At 66.0% G+C, this 18,667-nt stretch carries 20 protein-coding genes; 11 read left to right on the forward strand and 9 right to left on the reverse strand.

Annotated features, from left to right (window positions below):
* Nucleotides 1-79 precede the first annotated feature (79 nt).
* Nucleotides 80-355, forward strand: a complete 276-nt coding sequence (locus tag ORI94_RS31155) for a hypothetical protein (protein ID WP_266081799.1) — start codon at nucleotides 80-82, stop codon at nucleotides 353-355.
* An 87-nt stretch (nucleotides 356-442) separates the two neighbouring features.
* Here the strand turns inward: ORI94_RS31155 and ORI94_RS31160 are convergent, their stop codons facing one another.
* Nucleotides 443-697: a hypothetical protein gene (locus ORI94_RS31160; RefSeq protein ID WP_266081801.1), complete on the reverse strand. Its 255-nt coding sequence runs from the start codon at nucleotides 695-697 to the stop codon at nucleotides 443-445.
* Nucleotides 698-1,282 carry a transposase domain-containing protein gene (locus ORI94_RS31165; protein ID WP_323056102.1) on the reverse strand — a complete coding sequence of 195 codons (585 nt, stop codon included), beginning with the start codon at nucleotides 1,280-1,282 and terminating at the stop codon, nucleotides 698-700.
* Nucleotides 1,283-1,510: 228 nt separating this feature from the next.
* Here ORI94_RS31165 and ORI94_RS31170 point away from each other — a divergent pair, with 228 nt between their 5' ends.
* On the forward strand, nucleotides 1,511-2,095 hold the full coding sequence (locus ORI94_RS31170) for a transposase (RefSeq protein ID WP_266081803.1): 585 nt from the start codon (nucleotides 1,511-1,513) through the stop codon (nucleotides 2,093-2,095).
* 445 nt (nucleotides 2,096-2,540) lie between these two features.
* Here the strand turns inward: ORI94_RS31170 and ORI94_RS31175 are convergent, their stop codons facing one another.
* Together ORI94_RS31175 and ORI94_RS31180 are read right to left on the reverse strand one after the other, a co-directional pair.
* Nucleotides 2,541-3,590 carry a helix-turn-helix domain-containing protein gene (locus ORI94_RS31175; RefSeq protein WP_266081805.1) on the reverse strand — a complete coding sequence of 350 codons (1,050 nt, stop codon included), beginning with the start codon at nucleotides 3,588-3,590 and terminating at the stop codon, nucleotides 2,541-2,543.
* A complete protein-coding gene (locus ORI94_RS31180; protein ID WP_266081807.1) occupies nucleotides 3,587-3,895 on the reverse strand; it encodes a hypothetical protein in 309 nt (102 codons plus the stop codon). The genes ORI94_RS31175 and ORI94_RS31180 overlap by 4 nt, the downstream gene beginning before the upstream one ends.
* A gap of 264 nt (nucleotides 3,896-4,159) precedes the next feature.
* On the opposite strand from ORI94_RS31180, the gene ORI94_RS31185 reads away from it, so the two are divergent.
* From ORI94_RS31185 to ORI94_RS31205, 5 genes are all read left to right on the forward strand, one after another.
* Nucleotides 4,160-4,624 carry a hypothetical protein gene (locus tag ORI94_RS31185; protein WP_266081809.1) on the forward strand — a complete coding sequence of 155 codons (465 nt, stop codon included), beginning with the start codon at nucleotides 4,160-4,162 and terminating at the stop codon, nucleotides 4,622-4,624.
* Nucleotides 4,625-5,022: 398 nt separating this feature from the next.
* Entirely contained in the window at nucleotides 5,023-5,640 is a 618-nt protein-coding gene (locus ORI94_RS31190; protein ID WP_266081811.1) for a hypothetical protein, read from the forward strand.
* Complete coding sequence (locus ORI94_RS31195; RefSeq protein WP_266081813.1) at nucleotides 5,640-6,248, forward strand: toxin; 609 nt, start codon at nucleotides 5,640-5,642, stop codon at nucleotides 6,246-6,248. The genes ORI94_RS31190 and ORI94_RS31195 overlap by 1 nt, the downstream gene beginning before the upstream one ends.
* A complete protein-coding gene (locus ORI94_RS31200) occupies nucleotides 6,248-7,438 on the forward strand; it encodes an MAB_1171c family putative transporter (protein WP_266081814.1) in 1,191 nt (396 codons plus the stop codon). The genes ORI94_RS31195 and ORI94_RS31200 overlap by 1 nt, the downstream gene beginning before the upstream one ends.
* Nucleotides 7,431-8,831: an NAD(P)/FAD-dependent oxidoreductase gene (locus tag ORI94_RS31205; RefSeq protein WP_266081816.1), complete on the forward strand. Its 1,401-nt coding sequence runs from the start codon at nucleotides 7,431-7,433 to the stop codon at nucleotides 8,829-8,831. Before ORI94_RS31200 ends, ORI94_RS31205 begins: the two co-directional genes overlap by 8 nt.
* Nucleotides 8,832-9,004: 173 nt before the next feature.
* Here the strand turns inward: ORI94_RS31205 and ORI94_RS31210 are convergent, their stop codons facing one another.
* On the reverse strand, nucleotides 9,005-9,253 hold the full coding sequence (locus tag ORI94_RS31210) for a hypothetical protein (RefSeq protein WP_266081818.1): 249 nt from the start codon (nucleotides 9,251-9,253) through the stop codon (nucleotides 9,005-9,007).
* 139 nt (nucleotides 9,254-9,392) lie between these two features.
* Between ORI94_RS31210 and ORI94_RS31215 the strand changes: the two genes are divergently transcribed.
* Together ORI94_RS31215 and ORI94_RS31220 are read left to right on the forward strand one after the other, a co-directional pair.
* A complete protein-coding gene (locus tag ORI94_RS31215; protein WP_266081820.1) occupies nucleotides 9,393-10,649 on the forward strand; it encodes an IS256 family transposase in 1,257 nt (418 codons plus the stop codon).
* A 13-nt stretch (nucleotides 10,650-10,662) separates the two neighbouring features.
* Nucleotides 10,663-10,986, forward strand: coding sequence for a hypothetical protein (locus tag ORI94_RS31220; RefSeq protein ID WP_266081822.1), 324 nt, complete (start codon nucleotides 10,663-10,665; stop codon nucleotides 10,984-10,986).
* A gap of 315 nt (nucleotides 10,987-11,301) precedes the next feature.
* Here ORI94_RS31220 and ORI94_RS31225 read toward each other — a convergent pair whose 3' ends face one another.
* The 3 genes from ORI94_RS31225 to ORI94_RS31235 form a co-directional block, all read right to left on the reverse strand.
* Nucleotides 11,302-11,682: a DUF6009 family protein gene (locus tag ORI94_RS31225; protein WP_266081824.1), complete on the reverse strand. Its 381-nt coding sequence runs from the start codon at nucleotides 11,680-11,682 to the stop codon at nucleotides 11,302-11,304.
* 133 nt (nucleotides 11,683-11,815) lie between these two features.
* Complete coding sequence (locus tag ORI94_RS31230; protein ID WP_266081826.1) at nucleotides 11,816-13,363, reverse strand: DNA primase family protein; 1,548 nt, start codon at nucleotides 13,361-13,363, stop codon at nucleotides 11,816-11,818.
* Nucleotides 13,360-14,436: a bifunctional DNA primase/polymerase gene (locus ORI94_RS31235; protein WP_416237935.1), complete on the reverse strand. Its 1,077-nt coding sequence runs from the start codon at nucleotides 14,434-14,436 to the stop codon at nucleotides 13,360-13,362. Before ORI94_RS31235 ends, ORI94_RS31230 begins: the two co-directional genes overlap by 4 nt.
* A 1,743-nt stretch (nucleotides 14,437-16,179) precedes the next feature.
* Here ORI94_RS31235 and ORI94_RS31240 point away from each other — a divergent pair.
* Nucleotides 16,180-16,377, forward strand: coding sequence for a hypothetical protein (locus ORI94_RS31240; RefSeq protein ID WP_266081828.1), 198 nt, complete (start codon nucleotides 16,180-16,182; stop codon nucleotides 16,375-16,377).
* Between the two features lie 197 nt (nucleotides 16,378-16,574).
* Complete coding sequence (locus tag ORI94_RS31245) at nucleotides 16,575-17,042, forward strand: hypothetical protein (RefSeq protein ID WP_266081830.1); 468 nt, start codon at nucleotides 16,575-16,577, stop codon at nucleotides 17,040-17,042.
* A 64-nt stretch (nucleotides 17,043-17,106) separates the two neighbouring features.
* Here ORI94_RS31245 and ORI94_RS31250 read toward each other — a convergent pair whose 3' ends face one another.
* A complete protein-coding gene (locus ORI94_RS31250; protein WP_266081832.1) occupies nucleotides 17,107-18,414 on the reverse strand; it encodes a hypothetical protein in 1,308 nt (435 codons plus the stop codon).
* Nucleotides 18,415-18,667 lie beyond the last annotated feature (253 nt).

Raw genomic sequence — 18,667 nt, forward strand, 5'->3', positions numbered from 1 at the left:
GGGCGATGACCCACGTCATGACCCGCCGCCTCACCGGCGCGAACGCCCCCACCTGGCACGAGGCGAAGGCGGCGGCAGGGTGAACCTCCAGCCCCTGCTCGACGCCCTGGACCTCCAGGAAGACGCCGCCCGGGCCCTGGCCGACGACCTCCGCACGCAGATTGACGGCCTGCAGACCCGGCTGCGGGAGGCCGAGATGCACCTCGAACACCTCGCGATCACCCGCACGACCGTCACCGGCCTCGCCGACCGGCTCCCGAACGTCGCACCGGACCGCTACGGGCCAAGGACGTCTGCGAAGCCCTCGGCCACGAACTGCTGCCAAAGAACGTCGAAGGCACCCGCGCCAAGCTGAAACGCCTGGTCAAACTCGGGATCCTCACCGAGGCCGACACCGGCAACTTCGCCAGGAAGCAATAGCCGACGCAACCTTGCTCCAACCTCAGCCGGAAACGGACATCACCTCACGAACCGCCCACTCAAAGGTGCTGCCGTCCGTGCAGATGACGCTCACACGGGCCTCGATGATGCGCACTGGGACGCCGCCGATGACCGACAGGTAGGAGGAGTCAGCGAGCGGCTGGAGGACCGGTGGGCGCCGGCGCTGTCGAATGCGGCCCAGGACCCGTGCACCGGTGGCGTGCACGGCGGCGAGGAAGTCGTTGGCGTCGAAGCCCCGGTCCCACAGGACCAACATCTAGGGACCCAAATGATGCAACAACCTGGTGGCGTAGGAGGTCTCGCCCTCCCGGGTGGGACCGAAGACAGCTCCGATCACGGCCCGGGTGCCGGTCTCGACCAGTGGCATCAGTTCAACCTGGGGATAGCCGCCGTGAGGACACCGCCCCAGCCAGCCCCGGTTGCGCTCACTGTCGGGCACCTTGATCAAGCCGCAACCGTCGAACGACACCATCCGATCCGGGCCGAACCGCACTCCCGGCGTGGTCGGCCGGGCCAACGGCCCGGCCAGCACCTCGAACAGCGCCCGCACCGGTGCGCTGCCGATTCTGCGGCGCAGATCACGTAGCGCTTTCGTGCTCGGGCATACGATCACCATCCCCGACAGACCGGCGGTCCGCTTGTCCCAGACCAGCCGGTAGCCGACCTTGGGGAACAGACACATCGCCAGGAGGAAGTAGACGCCGACCCGCGAGGGCAGATCACGCAACCGCCGCTGCACGGCCCTGGTCTCGGACAAGACCGCGTCGACCAGCTCGAACGGCATGCCAGGCGTGAGCTCTCCAAGATGTCCGGGAGCGAACCGGCCCCCGGCCACCGCCACCGTACGGGTGATGGCCGTCAGCGCCGACGACGAGACACAATGAACAGGCAACGGAGCTCCTTGCGGGACAAGCTGTCTTGGACGACTGCCTGTACCAACGAGCTCCGTTGCTCCACGTCAAGAACCCGCCAACGCCCCTTGCGCGACCAGCGGAAACGCTAACTACCCGGCCTTGGTGGAAGCCCTCTGATCCACGAGCGCATCCGCGTCCTCAACCGGCTCCACGCCGTGCTTCGCGATCTGTTGTCCGGCGGCGCCCCCACCGGGCTGTCGGCCGACAAGGCCGCCGGCCTGATGAAGGGGATCCGGCCTGTCACGGCCACCGACAACTGCCGCCGTGACATAGCCCGTGACCTGCTGGCCGACCTGCGCCGCCCGGACCGGCAGGTCAAGGACAACGAAGCCGAAATGCGCGAGGCCGTCGCCGCGACCCGCACCACGCTGACCACCCTGCCGGGCCTGGGCACCGTGCTGGCCGCGAAGGTCATCGGCCATATCGGGGACGCCAGCCGGTTTCCCACCGAGCACCACTTCACCAGCTACACCGGCAGCGCACCCCTGGACGCCTCCAGCGGCAACAACGTCCGCCACCGGCTCAACACCGGCGGCAACCGCGCGCTGAACTCGGTCCTGCACACCATCGCCGTCTGCCAGATCCGTGACGGCGGACGCGGGCAGGACTACTACCTCCGCAAGATCGCTGAGGGAAAGACGCCTTCGGAGGCCCGCAGGGCCCTCAAACGACGCATGTCCAACGTGGTCTACCGGATCATGAAACGAGACCGACGGACCCACCTCGCCCAAGCCGCTTGACACACAGAGGCGCTATGAGGTCACGCCCGTCCGACGGCAGCGCTTACTGCGTGCCCGGCCGGACGGTCGACAGATCAACGCCAGGACACCCGCAGGGTCGGTCGTAAGCAGGAGTCCGACCGTCACAACCGGGGCTACCCGATCCTTGCGGTATCCGGTGAGAACAGACTGACAGTCGTACGAGTCAGCGACCGAGCCGACCGATGCGGAGGCGCCGATGTCGGATAACCGGTCAGTGTACCGAATTTATACGTATTGCCCAGAACATGAGTATCAAGCTGTCAGCACGCCTGGTCAGAGCCGGAATCAAGGCGTCGATGGGGTCGGTCGACGATTCGTTCGACAATCAGATCCCTGTCCGAAGAACGCGAGGCCCCTCACACCGAACTGCGCGGCCAGCTGACTGCCTGCCCCGACCCTCACGGCCGACTCCTCAACACTGGGATCACGCCGACTGCGACTCTCGTGCATGCTCACGACACCGGTTCCCCTCCGCCTCTACTGGCACTCCGCACAAGCCATGATTACCGTCGCACTCGTGCTGCCGCCGAAGCACGACGGTGCCGCCCGCGGTGTACTGCCTGGGCGTCGGCGTTTCATCGTCCTCCCATGCCCGGCGCGGGCTGGGCAGGGGCGAGCCCAGGGCATCACGCAGCCTCCTGGCGATGACGGCGCCCACGCTGCGCAGCGGCTCCGGAAACGGCCGGGTGAGTAGCTCCCACAGGACCTCGTCCTTCCAACCTCGACGGAATAACTCGTCGACTACCAGGCCCTGATCCAGTAGCGGCTTTCCTGTGATCATGAGCTTCGGCTGTACGTGGCCGAGCTCCATGAGGAAGCGCACGCCTTCCGTCAGGGGCATCTCTCGTCGGAGAGGCTTACTGCCGTCCGTCTCTCCTTCTCCCTCGGGGGACTCCGTGGAACCTACGGAGGGATGGACGGTTCCATAGGGTTTCTCTGGTGGATCACTGACGGTTAGGGGCTCAACTTGACCCGGCCCTCGGCTCAACTTGACCCCGCTGTCGGGCTCATCCTGACCCGAGGTCGGGCTCATCCTGGGCCCGGGGCCGGGCTCGTTTTGAGCCATCACCTGGTCAGAATCCTGCGCTGCGCCCTTGGGGGCCTTCTTCTTCTTGATCGGCAAAGGCACGTTGTCGTCGAACATGATCCGCTCGATGACGTTGTCGCCGTAGTCGGTGCGCTGGTGCTTCATCGCAGCCAAGAGTTCGAGGTTCACGCGCGTCAGGTTGGTAATGGGCTCGCCCGTTCGTGGGTCGAGGCGTCGCTGGGAGGCGATCAGCTTCTTCTTGATCAGCTTCGCCTTCACCCGCTTGACCGTTGCGATGGACGTGCCGCAATCGTCGGCGAGGCGTTGCTGGCCCGGCCAGCAGTACCCGTGATCGTCGGTCCTGTTGCAGTAGGCAATCAGAAGCAGCTTCTCCGACCCGTCCAGTCCCTCGGCATCAAGCACCATCGCGATGTGCTTGATGGTCACGCCGGGCCTCCCCTGGTGCTCCCATTGCCGGTCAGGGCGGGCAGCCTCACGCACCAGGCCGGGGACGGCCTCCCAGTGACGTCGCTGAAGTGGCCGCGCTGGTCCAGCTTGAGTTCCGCCAGCCGGCGGAGCGAGCGTGTGACGGTGAACAGGCTGGTATTCGTCCTGGCGGCAAGGTGTCGGATGCTGGTAGACATCATTTCGTCGCCCGCCGCATCCCGGGCCAGGTGGACGAGGAGCAGTCGCTCCGTGGGCGTGATGTCGGCAGGAGCATTGAGTGCGCGGCCGATGGAGGTGAGGCTCAAGTGACTCTCTCTGTCGTGCAGAGAGCAGGAACTGCGCATCGCGACTATTACAGGTGGGTGCGGAAACGAGTGGTCCGCGCAGGGCAGCCTGTATGCTCGGCGCCAAGCAGTCCCTACCCCCTTTGGCGAGGAACCGGGTAGGAAGTCGGGGCGTCGCCGGGTCAGGTGGCGCCCCTTCTGCATGCGTACAGCTACTTTCGTGTTGGCGATCACACCTTACGAAGCGGACGACGCGTGACCGAGAATCCGAGGGGGCGGTCTGGCATGGTCCCCACAGTCGGCCGGGAGCGCACCGTTCTCGTCGTCGAGAATGACGCCGTGGTCTGGCTGCATCCGGGCGGCATCCTGTGCATGCTCGTCCAGGAAGTCGAGGACGGCCTCGACATGCTCGTCGCCATGCCCAGCGGGCAGCCGGTGCGCAACGTGGTCATAGTCCACGTCTCCCCGTTCCGTCCATTGCGGTTCGAGCAGGACGAACTCTTCGGGTACGTCTCTGCTGAGGACAGGGAGGGGGTTGAGCGCGCCATCTCCGCGGTGTTCGACCTCTCGGTCGTGATCGCCTTTCACCCGCCACGCTGCGACGCCGACCAACTCAGTGAGAACGGCCAGCGTGTCGGCGTCGAACCGTGCAGTGTCGGGCAGTTCGCCGAGGAAGTGCGGCAGCGCCGTGTTCACCGCCGTGGCGGTCTGCTGTATCGCGTCGGCCGGGGTATGGCCGGGGCCGAGTGAGAAGTGGAGCCAACTCAACCCGCCTGGCACGTGTGTGGCTGTCTCCTTGAGCGAGTCTGTAGTCCGGTTGTGGGGCGTCACGGTCTAATCCGTCCCGTCGGCAATAGCTATACGAATGTCAGTTCGAATGCCGTAATCCTCGGCGCTCGGTCAAGCGTGCGCGTTCACGCTTAGGCATAGGCAACTCCCCCGTGCAGGCTTGCGTCGCCGACTGCTCAACGATCAATAAATAGTCACACAAAGTGACCGGATACCCCGATCCCGCTACCCGGATCTTGCTATGCGGCAACAAGCCATGTCAACGATCGTTTCTGCCATGGGTAACGATCGTTTCCGTCTGGGTGCTTCCTGCGTAAAGTACGGGGCACGACGATCACCCAACACGCGGGAGCGCACAGGTGAACACCCCCGTTTCCGAGACCCTCCGGCGCCTTGAGGTGCAGATCAAGGCACAGGACCTAGACAGACATACCATCCTTAACCCCCAAATTTTGGCCGACAAAACGTCTCTTCCGGTGGATACGGTCCTCGCTCTGCTGCGGGGCGAGGAGGTGCCGGAGCGGGAGTTCAGCGAACGGGTCCTGGGGCGCATGAAGGCCTTCGTGGCGTACCACCTGGCCGAGACCCGGAAAACCGAGGCGCAGCTCATCGGGGAGGTCCAGGTAGCTCTCCACCCGATCTCCCGTCCTTGGGCCCGCAGCGTGATCCGCGGCGAGAAGGTGCCAAACTCGAAAACCCTCCATGAGCTGGCCGTTTACTTCGAACTGGACGGTCAGGAAACTTACTTCACGAGCCTCGCGGTCGACGCTCTGAACAGAGCGCTCCAGCGCGTCCTGCTTCGGTACGAGCCCCCCGAGCGTGACCCGATCGAGGCCCTCATGGACAGGTACGGGGTGAAGGCTGCCGACATGAGATTGCACGGTGCCTCTGGAGGCGTCTCCAGCAAGGAGCAGCTTGCCGTCCTTCTGGAAGGCGTCTTCAAATCAGTCATTCCGCCGAAAGGGGACCAGGACTGATGAGTAGTAGGACCATGAAGACGCTGCTCGCCGACTTAGGCAGGGACGTGGCGCAGCGCATACAGGTGCCGGCCGCCGCGGAGGTCGTGATGGAGGAGTTCTGCCATGCGATGAGCAAGCGGAAAAACAAGCCGGTCGTCCTGCTTTTCAGGGAGTTCCCCTCCGAGGTGCCGGTCTCAGGTTTGCGCTTGGTCATGAGTGACCGGAGTCTGATCGTGATCGCCGCCGGCATGGCCCCGCAGGCACAGTTGGTCATCCTCGGGCACGAGCTGTACCACGAGGAGTTCGACCATTGCAGTCACGCAATGCCCGGTCTGAGCGCTGCGGCTCGAGCGGTCGCCCCCCACACCTCGAGTGACACGATCCGGCAAGCTGCGGAACTGGTCCTCGCATCGGAGCAGGTCCCCATGGACGCGCTCCTCGCCGTCGCGGCCCGCTCCGAATCCGCGCACACCGACGAAGTGGACGCCGAGACCTTCGGTCTCTGGTTCGGCAGCGAGGTCCGCACCTGGGTAGCTGGACGGTACGCACAGCCCCGAGCCACCGCCGCCACCGTCGAGGGCCGTCTCACCCTGTCGCTGTCGCACCGAGGCGGACGCGTCCTCTGATGGCCGATCTCAACGTTCCCTACATCGTCCCCACCGCCGCGCTCGTCGTCGCGCTGGGACTGAGAGGCCCGATGCTGTGGCGCGCCGGCCGCCGCGACCCCGACGTCCGGGCAACCGCCCTCCTCCTGTTGTGGGCTGCGGCCGTCCTCGTCGTGATCACGCCGATCAACATTCACCGGCTGAACGTCTGGACCGGTATCCCGAACATCGCAGCCCCCTGGGCATACAGTTTCCTCACCGCGTTCTGTGCCACCGGCCTGACCATGATCATGCGCTGGCGGGAACCACCCTCAGAGCGACGCCGCCGCCGCATGATCGCCATCTACTGGATCTACGCAGGCATCATCGGCGCCCTATGGATCACATTCTTCCTGGCCGACGTCCCCGAACCCCGCATCTACGACCTCGACACCTACTACGCGACCACGCCCTGGATGCGGGAGCACATCCTGCTGTACGTCGTCGCCCACGCGGTGTCGTGTGTGGTCTCGGCGAGCATGTTGTGGAAGTGGTACCCCGAGATCACCAAGGGCTGGATCAAGAGCAGTGTCGTCTGTCTGCAGGTCGGATACGCCTCCGGCCTCGTCTTCGACGTTACCAAGCTGATCGCAGTCGGCGCCCGCTGGAGCGGGCACGACCTGGACACGCTGAGCACGAAGGTGGCTCCGCCATTCGCCCTTCTCGAGGCCTTCCTCGTCGCGCTCGGCTTCATCATCCCGCAGGCCGGTCCCGCCATGGGGACCCGCATCCGCAACGGCCGCAACTACCGGCGCCTGCGTGCCCTGTGGCGGACCGTCCGGGTCACCAACGCGGCGGCAGCCACCGCCCGCTTCGGCGTGCTCACACCGCTGAACCTGAAATTGATGCAGCGTGAACAGCGCATTCATGATGCTCTGCGGGTTCTCGCCCCCTACTTCGATCACACCGCCTACCAGCGGCACTACGCAGAAGCCGCCGCCGAACACAGCGACGACCGGGCCCGCGGACTCGCCGGCGCCATCGCCATCCACAAAGCCGTCGACGCCTACACCGCCAATACACCGCTCAGCACACACGACCAGCCTGCGCTGATCGGCCCCGAGGTCACCGAGCACCTGGACGCCATCGGCAAAGCCCTGCACCGCCCCCGTCTTCTCAACCGCATACGCCAGCGGACGACCAGCACAGAGAGCGTGACTGTTCATGTCTGACAGAGCCACCACCGGCCGGCCCACCGCCATCGTCATCGGCGCCAGCGCCTCGGGACTCCTGGCTGCGGCCGCACTCGTCGAGTTCGCCGACGTCACAGTGCTCGAGCGCGACTCTCTGCCCGACGGCCCCAAGCCACGCCGCGGAATACCCCAGGCCCATCACGCCCACCTGGTATGGACGGGAGGAGTAAAAGCACTCGAGGAGCTGCTGCCCGGCGTCATCGAAGAGACCGTCGCCCGCGGGGCGCGCCTCGTCCGCATCATGGGCGACATGGTCTCTCGCGCCCCCAACGAGGTGTGGTTCCGGCGCTTCGAGAACGTCCCCCACCGCAATCTGGTGTGCTCCCGCTTTCTCCTCGACCACGTCCTGAGCACCCACGTCCTCGACGACCCGCGCATCGCACTCCGCGAGAACACCACCGCGCTCGGCCTGGAGGGCTCGTCGACGACCGTCACGGGGGTCCGCGTGCAGACCGGCGACACCGCTGAGACCCTGAGCGCCGACCTGGTCGTCGACGCTTCCGGCCGCGGCACCAGCGCACCCCAGTGGCTCCGGACCCTGGGTCTGCCCGAGGTCGAAACGCGTGAAGTCAACGCCGGCGTCGCCTACGCCACCCGCCTGTTCAAGGCGCCCGGCAACACCGCAGGGATCGGCTTTCCACTCGTCAATGTGCAGGCCAACCCCGCCAACCCGCCCGGCCAGGGTGGAATCATCCTGCCGATCGAGGGCGACCGCTGGATCGTCACCCTGTGCGGCACCCGCGGCGGCGAGCCCACCGCCGGCAACGAGGCCTTCATCGACTTCGCCCTCAACCTCGGCGACCCCGTCATCGGAGAACTACTCAAGAACGCGGAACCGATCGGTGACGTCAGGACCTCTCGCAGCACGGCCAACACCCGCCGCTACTACGAGAAAATGAACCGCTGGCCCGACGGGTTCATCGCCCTCGGCGACGCCATCGCCGGCTACAACCCCGTCTACGGCCACGGCCTGTCCGTCGCCGCCCAGTGCGCGCTCGCCGTCCGGAACGTACTACGCTCCCACTCCCTCACCGCATCCGGCACCGCCCAGCGCATGCAGCGCGCGGCAGCCCGGCCCGTCGGCGCCGCATGGAACTTGGCAGTCGGTCAGGACGCCCTCTACCCTGGCGCCTCCGACACCCCGCCCACCGCCGTGGAAAAGCTCCTGGCCCGCTACGTCGACCGCTGCGTAGAGACCGGCGCCGCTAACCCCCGCGCCCTCAACGCCCTCCTCGACGTCATGAGCCTGCTCGAGCCCCCAACCCGCCTGTTCTCCCCGGACATGCTCCGGCCCATGCTGCTCGGCCCGAAGAAGAAGCTCCTTCCGGGCGTCCCGCTCCGAGAACGGGAACGCAAGGCGGCACTGAACTGACCAAGATTGTTTTTGCACAATTGTGCAACTCCTCCGGGCCTGCACGGCTCCGGTTCAGGTAGTCATCGTCCGGGAGAACCGAAAGCCGCAGGGTCCTGGTCTGTGAGCGGGAGGAACACTTCCGGCTCACGGACCAGGGTCGGGCCGCGCTGAAGCCTGTGAGCGAGTCGGGCTCAGAAGAAGCCGGCCAGCGACTGAAGCCAGCGGATCCCCGACAATCCGCAGTGCCTCGTCATGATGGGCTCAGGCGTTACGCGGTCGGTCCTGGCGAATCTCAGCGCTTCGATATCTGGAGTCTTCACGATCAGCGCCACAACACTTCCCGCGGGCGTTGTCACGTTGGCTGACCGGCCTGGGATGATCTTGGAGTTGGTTGCGCCGGGTAGGGGTTCGCTCGTGTCGTCCGCGTCGCCGTCGTACAAGGGGCACCGGTACCCGGTCGAGGTGAGCAATGCTCAGAACCTGTGAATCGACCCGGGAAGGACGTACCTTCCCGGGTGATTGATCGATAGGTCACCGAGCAAGACCGGTGTTCGCAGCACCGGCCGGGAAGGCACGTCTGTGCTCAGCGTAGTGAACGACGACGGCACCACCGCCAATGGCTCCTCTCTGATCGACGAGATCGTCCGGGAGGGCGCAAGAAGGATGCTGGCCGCCGTGCTGGAAGCTGAAGTCAACGCTTACATAGCCGAGTTGGCTGACCAGCGCGACGAGCGTGACCGTCACCTGGTCGTGCGCAACGGCTACCACCAGCCCAGGAAGGTCACCACCGCGGCCGGCGCGATCGAGGTGAAGGCGCCGCGGGTGAACGACAAGCGCGTCGACGAGGCCACCGGCGAGCGCAAACGGTTCTCCTCGAAGATCCTGTCGCCCTGGTGCCGCAAGTCCCTGAAGATCAGCGAGGTGCTGCCGCTGCTCTACCTGCACGGCCTGTCCTCCGGCGACTTCGTGCCCGCGCTGGAGCAGTTCCTCGGCAGCTCGGCCGGCCTGCCGCCGGCAACGGTCACGAGACTGACCCAGCAGTGGCAGGCCGACCACGCCGCGTTCATGGACCGCGACCTCGCCGAGGTCGACTACGTGTACGTGTGGGCCGACGGCATCCACCTCAACGTCCGCCTGGAAGAGGCCAAAGCCTGCGTACTCGTCCTCGTCGGCGTGCGCGCCGACGGCAGCAAGGAGCTGGTCGCCCTCCAGGACGGCTACCGCGAGTCGGGCGAGTCCTGGGCGGACCTGCTGCGCGACTGCGCCCGCCGAGGGATGCGCGCCCCGGTCCTGGCGGTCGGCGACGGGGCTCTCGGGTTCTGGAAGGCCCTGGCCGAGGTCTTCTCCGCCTCCCGTCATCAAAGGTGCTGGGTGCACAAGACCGCCAATGTGCTCAACGCTCTGCCGAAGTCGGCCCAGCCTGGCGCCCGCAAGGCACTTCAGGACATCTACAACGCCGAGGACCGCGACCTCGCGGTCAAGGCGATCAAGACGTTCACCCAGCTCTACGGCGCGAAGTTCCCCAAGACCGTCAAGAAGATCACCGACGACGAGGCCGAGCTGCTGGCGTTCTACGACTTCCCCGCCGAGCACTGGATCCACCTGCGGACGACCAACCCGATCGAGTCCACGTTCGCCACCGTCCGCCTGCGCACCAAGGTCACCCGCGGCGCCGGCTCCCGCGCCGCCGCCCTGGCGATGGTCTTCAAGCTCGTCGAGTCCGCCCAGGCCCGATGGCGGTCCGTGAACGCACCCCACCTCGTCGCCCTCGTCCGTGCCGGAGCCCGCTTCGATCGCGGACAGCTGGTCGAGCGCCCCGCCACCGCTGCGGCATAGGGTCTGGTGCACCATGACCGACCACCACACCTACGGCACCAGCACCCACACCGCCAGCGAGCTGGTCCGGCTCGTCAGTGACCGCCTCGGGCTCGTCTTCACCGAGCGCGACAGCGACTACCGGGGCGTCTACCACCTCGCCAGCATCCCCAACGGGCGGATCGAGATACAGCCCAACCCGATCCCCGGCGACGACGATGAAGACGACCTCTACGCCCCGGAACACCCGGCGGCCCAGGTGCTGTTACTCGCCACCACACCGGCCCTGGACCCCGCCCTGCAGGTCCGCCTGGACTCCATCGAAGGGCTCACCCACCTGAACCACGAGACAGCGTGAACAGCTACTGATCCACAGCTTTTGACAATTGCTCGGCCGCCCGCGGCATCGCCCCGGCCGGTCCGGCGGGCCTCGTCAGGGCGATCGGGCGTGCCGCCCTAGCCAGCCTCCTGCCGAAAGGCCGACGCTGGCGGCTGAAGGCCCGCGTCCGCAAGCGCAACAGCAAGTACACGTTCACTACCGGCAAGCACCCCAGAGCAGCCCAGGCGTACACCCTTCACTTCGAGATGGTGAAGGAAGGCGGCCTTGACACCACCAGCAGTGGCTAAACGCAACGGTGTTGCACACCAAGGGACACGAGCGAACGCCGGGCCGTCAGGAGGGCACTATCTCGTTTCTGCGCTTGCCTTGGGAGCGGGGCGTCTTTTCCCCTACCCGACGCGGTTCGATGGTCCGAGGGTCGACCGCCTCTCCAGGCGCTCCCTCCTTGTAGAGGCCCTCGGGCTCGTTCGGCCGGTCGTGCGGGAGAAGGAAGAAGGTGCGGCGCTGGAAGAGACCACTGTCGGGGTTGGCCTCGGCGTCTTTGTCAAGCTCGGCGTAGCCGACCATGCGTCCGTCGCGGGCGTAGCGGGGCTTCCCGCTGCGGCGGGCGCTCTTGTCGAGTGCCTGGCGGACGTAGTCGAGGTCGTCGAGGTCTTCCAGCCACACCACGTTAGCTTCGTGTGCGAGCTGGCCTTCGTGCAGCAGCGAGCTCATGGACGCAGCTCCTTGTCGGTGATGTGGCGGTGTGGGTAGGAGGGGTAGCCTCCCGCTGCCTGCAGGGGGGCGCGGAGGTCTGGGACGCTTCCATAGTAGGACGGCGTCCAGGTCCCGGGCAGGAGGCCTTCGGTCATAGCCGTCCGCCTGACGGGGCGTCGGGGCGGGCGATGTCGTCAGGGAGCAGGGCGAGGTTCGGGTAGTACTTCTTGCCACTGGACTTCAGCATCTCCGCGGGGGACGCGAGGCCCACCTCCTGACGGATGCGGCCGGCGAAGGCGCGGGCGGTGTCGGCTCTGATGCCCTCCGAACTGCACCAGCCGGTGTAGGTGGCGTAGAGCAGGCCCTGTTCGACACGCAGGTCACCGGTGTCCGGGCCCTGGCGCATGCAGCACTCGCCGAGGAAGCGGCCGATGTGGTCCTCGGTGGTCTCGTAGGCAGCGGTGGCCAGTCGGACGGAGGAAGGTCCGGTAAGGGGGTCCCGGCTGGTGAGATAGCGGGTGGCGCCCTGGATGAGCCAGTGCAGGATGCCGGGGCCCTCTTCCCGGACCAGTTCGCCGGCCAGGTTGTCGATCTTCCGCTCGGCGGGGACGACGCGTTCGAAGGGGATGAGGCGGATACGGCGCCAGAAGGCGTGGCCGCCGGTGCCGACTTCGGGCTGGTGGTTCCCGAGTAGCCAGAGCTTGTGGGTGGGGGTGAAGCTGAAGTAGTCCTGCCGCATGCGGCGGGCTTTGATCTTGTCACCGCCGGTAAGGAGCTTGACCCGCGCTTCGTCGAACTTGTCGTTGGGCTTGAGCTCGCTGCAGACGAAGATGCGGCGGCCGTGAAGCTCGGTCAGTTCCGTCGAATGCTCGGCGAAGTTTCCCTTGTCCATCAGGAAGCCGGGCGGGGCCGCGTCGGCGTAGTCGCCCATCACCTGGATCATGACGTCCAGGAGAACCGACTTGCCGTTGGCTCCCTTGCCCCAAAGGAAGGGCAACACCTGTGCGCCGACGTCCCCCGTGATGGAATACCCGAGCAGCAGGTGCAGGAAGTCGATCATCTCCTGTCCCTTGGCGTCGTCGCCAAAGGTATCGCCCAGGAAGGCATGCCAACGCGGGGTCGGCATCGCCTGGGGAGCTACGTTGGTGGCACGGGAGTGGAGATCTCGCAGCGGATCGGGCTTGCGCAGACCACCGTTGCGCAGGTCGACGACCCCGGCAGGCGTGCACAGCGCATACGCGTCGCCGTCAAGGACGTCGGGGTCAAGGCTCAGAGCAGGCGCGGCCTTGGCCTGGTGGAGCAGCGCCTTCATGCCGCTCGTGGACATGGTGCGCCGACGGTGCTGGGCGATCTCTCGGTCGCTGAAGATGCCGCGGGGGTCGGTGGCGGACATCTGCTCGGCCATGTCGCCCGCGGCCCACAACGCGGCCTTCTCGCCCCCTACACGCTTCCACCTGAACTGGTCCCAGCAGTACCAGCCGAGGCCTTCGACGTGGCGGAATTGGTCGCTGTAGAGCTGGGCGAACAGCTTGGCGTTGCCCCGGTCGGTAAGCATGGGCGGCAGCAGAACGGGTGTGTCGGCCGTGGCAGAAGCCTGAGCCTGCTGGGGGGGGACCCATGCGGGGGCAGCGGCCTCGAGGTCGAGCATCTGCTGAGCGGCGGCGGCCGCATCGAAGCGGCTGCTCTCGGCGCTACTCATGCGAGTCCTTTGGGGTGGAACGGGCGGCTGGCGCCTGCGGAAAAGGCTGCGTCGATGATCGTCTCACTGCGGCGTGTCTGGCGAGGACGAGCATAGTGAGCGGCTTCTGCTAGTTCTTGGCGGGCTTCGGCCTGATTGAGGTGGCCTGCTCCGACAAGTCCTCCTGCTGTGTAGGCGGCTCGGTTGAGCTTCTCGGTGAAGCCCGTTCCTTCGGCGTGGGCGGCACATTCACGCACGGTCTCGATGAGCGGCTGCAAAAGCGCCTGCGCGGCGCCGGCCCGGGGGCGCCGACTGGTGCTGTACGGGCGTAGGTCGGGAATCGGGGATGTCTGTATGACATGCCCGGTGCGTGTCAGTTCGGCCGCCAGCCAGGCGGGCAGGGAGGCTGGCTCTCGTACGGACCCGAGAGGCGTATAGACGCCGGCGGACGTACGGGTGGCGGGAGCGACGATGTACCCACCATGGGCCCGTACGTCGACCTGCCAGGCCAGGGCAGTCCTGGGGCTGGACCCGGTGGACGAGCGGTAGCGGACCTGAGGGTCGGGGTTCAGGTACCAGATGTGCAGCCCGCCGGAAGGCGTGCGTACGCGCAGAGTCGTGTCGTCCTGCGCCGGATCCTGCTGTTGCCGGTAGGCAGCGAGGAGGGCCAGTGTGTCGAAGCCCGAGGCAAGCCCGTCGAGATTCACCTGGTCCGGAATCGGGATGCCGGGCAGCAAGCGGTCGCGGTTAGGAATCTGCGCCGCGTGGGCGTCGACGTCCAGGACGACGAGACGCGCCGGCCCGCAGGACACACCAACTCCTGCGCGGGGCTCCCTGCTCCACCAAGCATCGATACGGGCCAGGTCCGTGGTCGCACTGTGGAAACCGTGGCACCACAATCCTCGAACATGGCAGGGACACCCCGAGGGAGCGTGGGAACGGATACGGCACTGCTCACAGTTGGCAGCCGGAGTCTTGCGTCCCGGTGCCAGCGGATGGACCGGCCACTGACGGCCTGCCAGCCAGCGGGCTACATCTGCGGGTCGCGGCGGCTGTGCGACTTCAAATGAAGCGGTGTCGGCGTGGCGCTGCACTGTCGTCGGTCCGTTCCTCTTGTGTGGCCAGGCTTGGGTCCCTCAATTCGGTCCTGAGCGTTTTGCCTGCTCAGGAGGGGTGCGGAACGGGCTGAGGGACTGAAGGGACTGACTTTCCTTTATAGGCGACAGAGCCTAGCGCACCGCTTCCCGTCCTCAGGAGAGGCATGAGCACTTATTCCGGAATCAGTCCCTTCGGTCCCTCGTGCGGCCTGCAAGCGGAAGCAGGAAAAGGAACCCGCCTGCTAGGGCAGGCGGCTGAGGGGCCGAAAGCCTGGCAGCGGCAGAGGGACTCTTGGGCGCCTTTCGGTCCCTGTCACGTTTCTGCAGGTCAGAGCACCTGCGGGGCCAAGGAGAGGGACTGAAGGGACTCAACTTCCCAGTTATCAGCGCACCAGGGTATGTGCAGGTCAGTCTGCGTACGCGTGCATAGGCGCGTACGCACGCAGCTAGAACACGGAACCTTCGGTCCCTTCGGTCCCTTCAGCTTTGAGTCGATCGCTCTGACCTGCGCTTTTTCTAAGGGACTGAACCACGGAGGGACCGAAGGAATCCAGTCCCTCCGCTTCCCTGGATCCGCAGCTGAGAAAGCGGCGAGGGTGAGAGGACCGATCACTATCTCCAACGCTCAACAACTTGTCCCAACGCTTGATCCACCCCGAGACAATTCGCCAGATGATCTACTCCGCAGACAGCCGCCGACGACCAGCGTGATCACCCCGAGGACCGGTCACACCAGTCCTTTGACCTGCGACTTCAAGTTGGCGGAGGCTCAATGCGGTGCGGGACATCGGGTGCGGCGCATCGGGTGCGGTGCATCGGGTGCGGTGGCGGACATCGTGGTGCGCACCAGAGTGGCGTCCACTCAGTGGAGCCCACCCGGTGGGCTCCACGCGATGTCGTGCATCACCACTGGATGCAGAACATCGTGCGTTCCACTCAGTGGACGATGCCCGGCATCGTCACCACAGCCAGACGTTGGAGTGCCGCACCCTGGACAGAGCACACGCGTCGCCCCGCGTCCTGGAGCCGCCGCCGCTTGCGTAACTCCGCCTTCTTCGCCGCCTTCGACTTCGGTTTCCAGGGCCGCTTCCAGACCGGCTGCCGCCCCAGGAACTCTCATCGGGTTCGGGCTCCTGGTCCTCGTCGAGCACGGCGGACATCCTCTTGGCGGCGGCGCGGGTGAGGGCTTCCGCAGGGCTGGGGTGTTCTTCCGGGGTGCTCACGCGATGACTCCTCCTGTAGTTCGGCCCGGTGTGTGCTGGATGCCGGGCTGCTGGGTGTGCGGCGACGGGCCGTCGCAGGGGCGGGCTGTAGTCGGGGGCAGTGGGTGAGGGCCCGCTCCCGGGCGCCTTCCTGGACCCTGGCGAGGGCGGCCTCGGCGAGCGTCCGGCGGGTCTGCTCCACCGCGTCCACGTCGGACGTCTGCTCCGGGACGCGGCTGGCCTTCCGATCCGAGTAGAACGGTCGTGGGCGCGACCTCGAGGCGACGGTGCACGGCCTGGGCCCAGGCCGTCAGCGCCTCGGTGGCGAGGCGGGCCCGCAGAGCGGTGGCCGTCGCCAACCATCACGTCGTTGCAGTAGTACGGCCAACCACCCGGACTGATCTTCGCTTTGCTGAGCATCCGGCCATGGAACCTGGCCCGTGACCTACGGGAAAGCGTGATCAGGGGTGCTTTCCGCCGGGCGAGCCGTCCCACCAGCCCGAGACGGTAAGTCGTCGACATGAGCACAGTCCCGCTCATGCATATGACTAGAACCGGAATCGTCTGTCCGCTCTGCCAGACACTCACCAAGGAGCGGGTGTACCTGGTCTTCAGCCACCAGTCCCCCGGTCCGCAACGAGTGGTGACCAACCGCCGCTGGTGCCCCACCGGCTGCCACCTGACCAACTCCGAGCAGTGGAAGGAGACGACGCTGCCGTTCCATGGCGTCGAATGACTGACGACGCCGTGCGAATGCTGCGCTGTAGACGGCAGGGCCGGACTCCTCAATTTGAGTGTCCGGCCTCGTTGCGGTATGGGTATACCTCTGAGGCACTTTCCCGACCGATTCTGTGCGCTGCATGCCCGAGCCGTGCGGGCACATGCCTACCATCTCGGAGAAGACCGTCCTTCGGCGACTCCAGAGGGGTGCTCGTGGCACAGCTTGTACGGCAGCAGCACGTCGAAGCGTATGTGGGGTACCACGCGTTCGGTCTGCAAGAGTCAGATGACGCGGACCTGCCGGTCCCGTTCCCCGACGACTTCGACCACGGGGCTTTCATCAGTACGCATTCTGGGCGCCTGGACATCACTAGCGGCGGTCACACCCACACCGCTACGGTCAGCGTCGAGGTGTGGGACGGGCCGCCGCAGGAGGAGGATCCGGCCGGCTGGGACGAGCAGGCCGAGACCCACTTCGAGTCGACGAGTGGCCAGGTCGCCGTGTGGTCCATGCACACGGGCCGGATGGACGATGTCATCGTACTGGGGGACTCCGGCGGTTCGTGGCGCGTCCGGGTCAGTTGTACGGGCCGGGCTGAAGCCGCTGCCTTGTCAGAGGGTGAAGGAACCGGTCATGGGGTGGAGCGTTACCTCATGCAGTTCTGGCCGGTCGGCGCGTAAAGGAGGATGCCTGCGGCGGGAGCGGACTCGGTTCCGCTCCCGCCGCAGGCACTTGCACTTCAGGTCACGCGAGGATCTTGACGATGAAGCCGTCGTCCAGTCCGTCGATAATGCGGTTCTTGGCGTAGAAGCTCTTGAGGATCGATCCGCCGGCCTGGTTGTCGTCCTTCGCGATGGGCTTGGCGGAGAAGTTGAACTTCTTGACCTCCGGGTCGTACTCGGGTTCAGCGGCTCCTTCGTAGGTGCTGGCGAAGGGGTACTCGTCGCACTCGAGTTTGCCGCCCTGGGTGTAGTTGGCGCCCCAGTACCGCTTGCACTGCTTGACCGCCGCCGCGCGGTTCTTGTCGATGCGGGTAGCGCTCACCGTGCGGTGCAGGGGATCCTTAGCTGTCTGGCCGGGGACCTTCTTCGCCGACATGTACGGCTTGGTGTCCTGCGGGACGAGGAATGCCTGTTGGATGTGCGCGGCCTCGGCCTGTTCCTCCGCTCCCTGCTTCGCGCTCAGGGTGAGTGGCGTGACGTAGCTGAAGGTGGCCGCTCCCTTCTTGTCCGGCTTGCCGCCGCCGGTGGAGTTGGCCAGGTACGACGCTGACTCCCACCGGGGTGCGAGCATGAACAGCTTGCCGCCCAGGTTCCCGCGCAGTGTCCACGGGGGTGGGGGTGTGTAGCTGATGTCCGGTTCGTAGACCGTGAAGAGCAGATCTAGTGATTTCTTACTGCCTTGTCCGGGCTTGGCAGTCACCGTCTCGTTGAAGGTGCGTTGTGTCTTTAGTTGAGTGAACGTCTTCGTGCCCGGAATCTTGCCGCCGCGGGTGTACTTCGCACCGGCTGGCCAGCTCTGCGGGATGTTCCCCTTGGTGGTGATGGGCATCGCGGCTGCGCCGGTCGTTCCAGTCGTGGCGAAGTCGGTGAAGTGGTATTGGAAGTTGATGGTACGGCTGTTCTTGGCAATCGTGCCGATGACACGGACGTTGAACATGCTCTCGCCGACCGGCTGGTTGTTACGGGTCCAGGTTTGCAGGAACGAGGCCCCGTTGCACACCGCGAAGCGGGACTTGACGTAGAACTTCTTGTCGCTACCCAGGCCCTTTACGCACTCCTCGTACGTCATCGCCCTGGCCGGTTCCGGAGCGATCGCGGAAGGCCCTATCGTTGCTCGCGCCGCAGGTGCGCTTTGTGATGTTTGCGGTGCACCGGACGGTTTACGGGACAGCGGCGCGTGGGAGGCTGCCGGGCCGACTGTCTCCACCGGCATTCGTGCCCCGGGCTCTGTCTGCGCCGCCAGGTCCCGCAGGCGCTGCATCCCGTGCCCGTTCTGCAGGTCCTTCAAGGAAGGCTTGGCCGCACCGACCGGCAAGACGTACGACTCCACCCGCAAATCCGCCGAGTTCTCTGTGCTTGCAGCCCCTGGCGCCGCTACCAATACGACAGCAAGCGCTGTTCCGGTCGTCAGCAGTTGTCTGCTGAGCCGCCACCACACTCTGTTCATCAAGCAAACCCCCGGACGTGTGTGATGCCAGACCTCACGCCTGACACCTGGTCACCCCACACTTTTCCGAACAAGTAAGCGAAAACAAGGGGGCTTTGTCAGTCCTGGCCTGATCACTCCTGAATCTTGTCCGAGA

This window comes from Streptomyces sp. NEAU-W12 (assembly GCF_026242095.1).
Lineage (GTDB): Bacteria > Actinomycetota > Actinomycetes > Streptomycetales > Streptomycetaceae > Streptomyces.

Bases quoted from the DNA above. Each gene is read 5' to 3' on its own strand.
- ORI94_RS31185 (WP_266081809.1), top strand. From the start codon at position 4,160: ATGGTCCCCACAGTCGGCCGGGAGCGCACCGTTCTCGTCGTCGAGAAT.
- ORI94_RS31195 (WP_266081813.1), top strand. From the start codon at position 5,640: ATGAGTAGTAGGACCATGAAGACGCTGCTCGCCGACTTAGGCAGGGAC.
- ORI94_RS31225 (WP_266081824.1), bottom strand. From the start codon at position 11,682: ATGAGCTCGCTGCTGCACGAAGGCCAGCTCGCACACGAAGCTAACGTG.
- ORI94_RS31200 (WP_266081814.1), top strand. From the start codon at position 6,248: ATGGCCGATCTCAACGTTCCCTACATCGTCCCCACCGCCGCGCTCGTC.
- ORI94_RS31160 (WP_266081801.1), bottom strand. From the start codon at position 697: ATGTTGGTCCTGTGGGACCGGGGCTTCGACGCCAACGACTTCCTCGCC.
- ORI94_RS31240 (WP_266081828.1), top strand. From the start codon at position 16,180: ATGCATATGACTAGAACCGGAATCGTCTGTCCGCTCTGCCAGACACTC.
- ORI94_RS31205 (WP_266081816.1), top strand. From the start codon at position 7,431: ATGTCTGACAGAGCCACCACCGGCCGGCCCACCGCCATCGTCATCGGC.
- ORI94_RS31230 (WP_266081826.1), bottom strand. From the start codon at position 13,363: ATGAGTAGCGCCGAGAGCAGCCGCTTCGATGCGGCCGCCGCCGCTCAG.
- ORI94_RS31220 (WP_266081822.1), top strand. From the start codon at position 10,663: ATGACCGACCACCACACCTACGGCACCAGCACCCACACCGCCAGCGAG.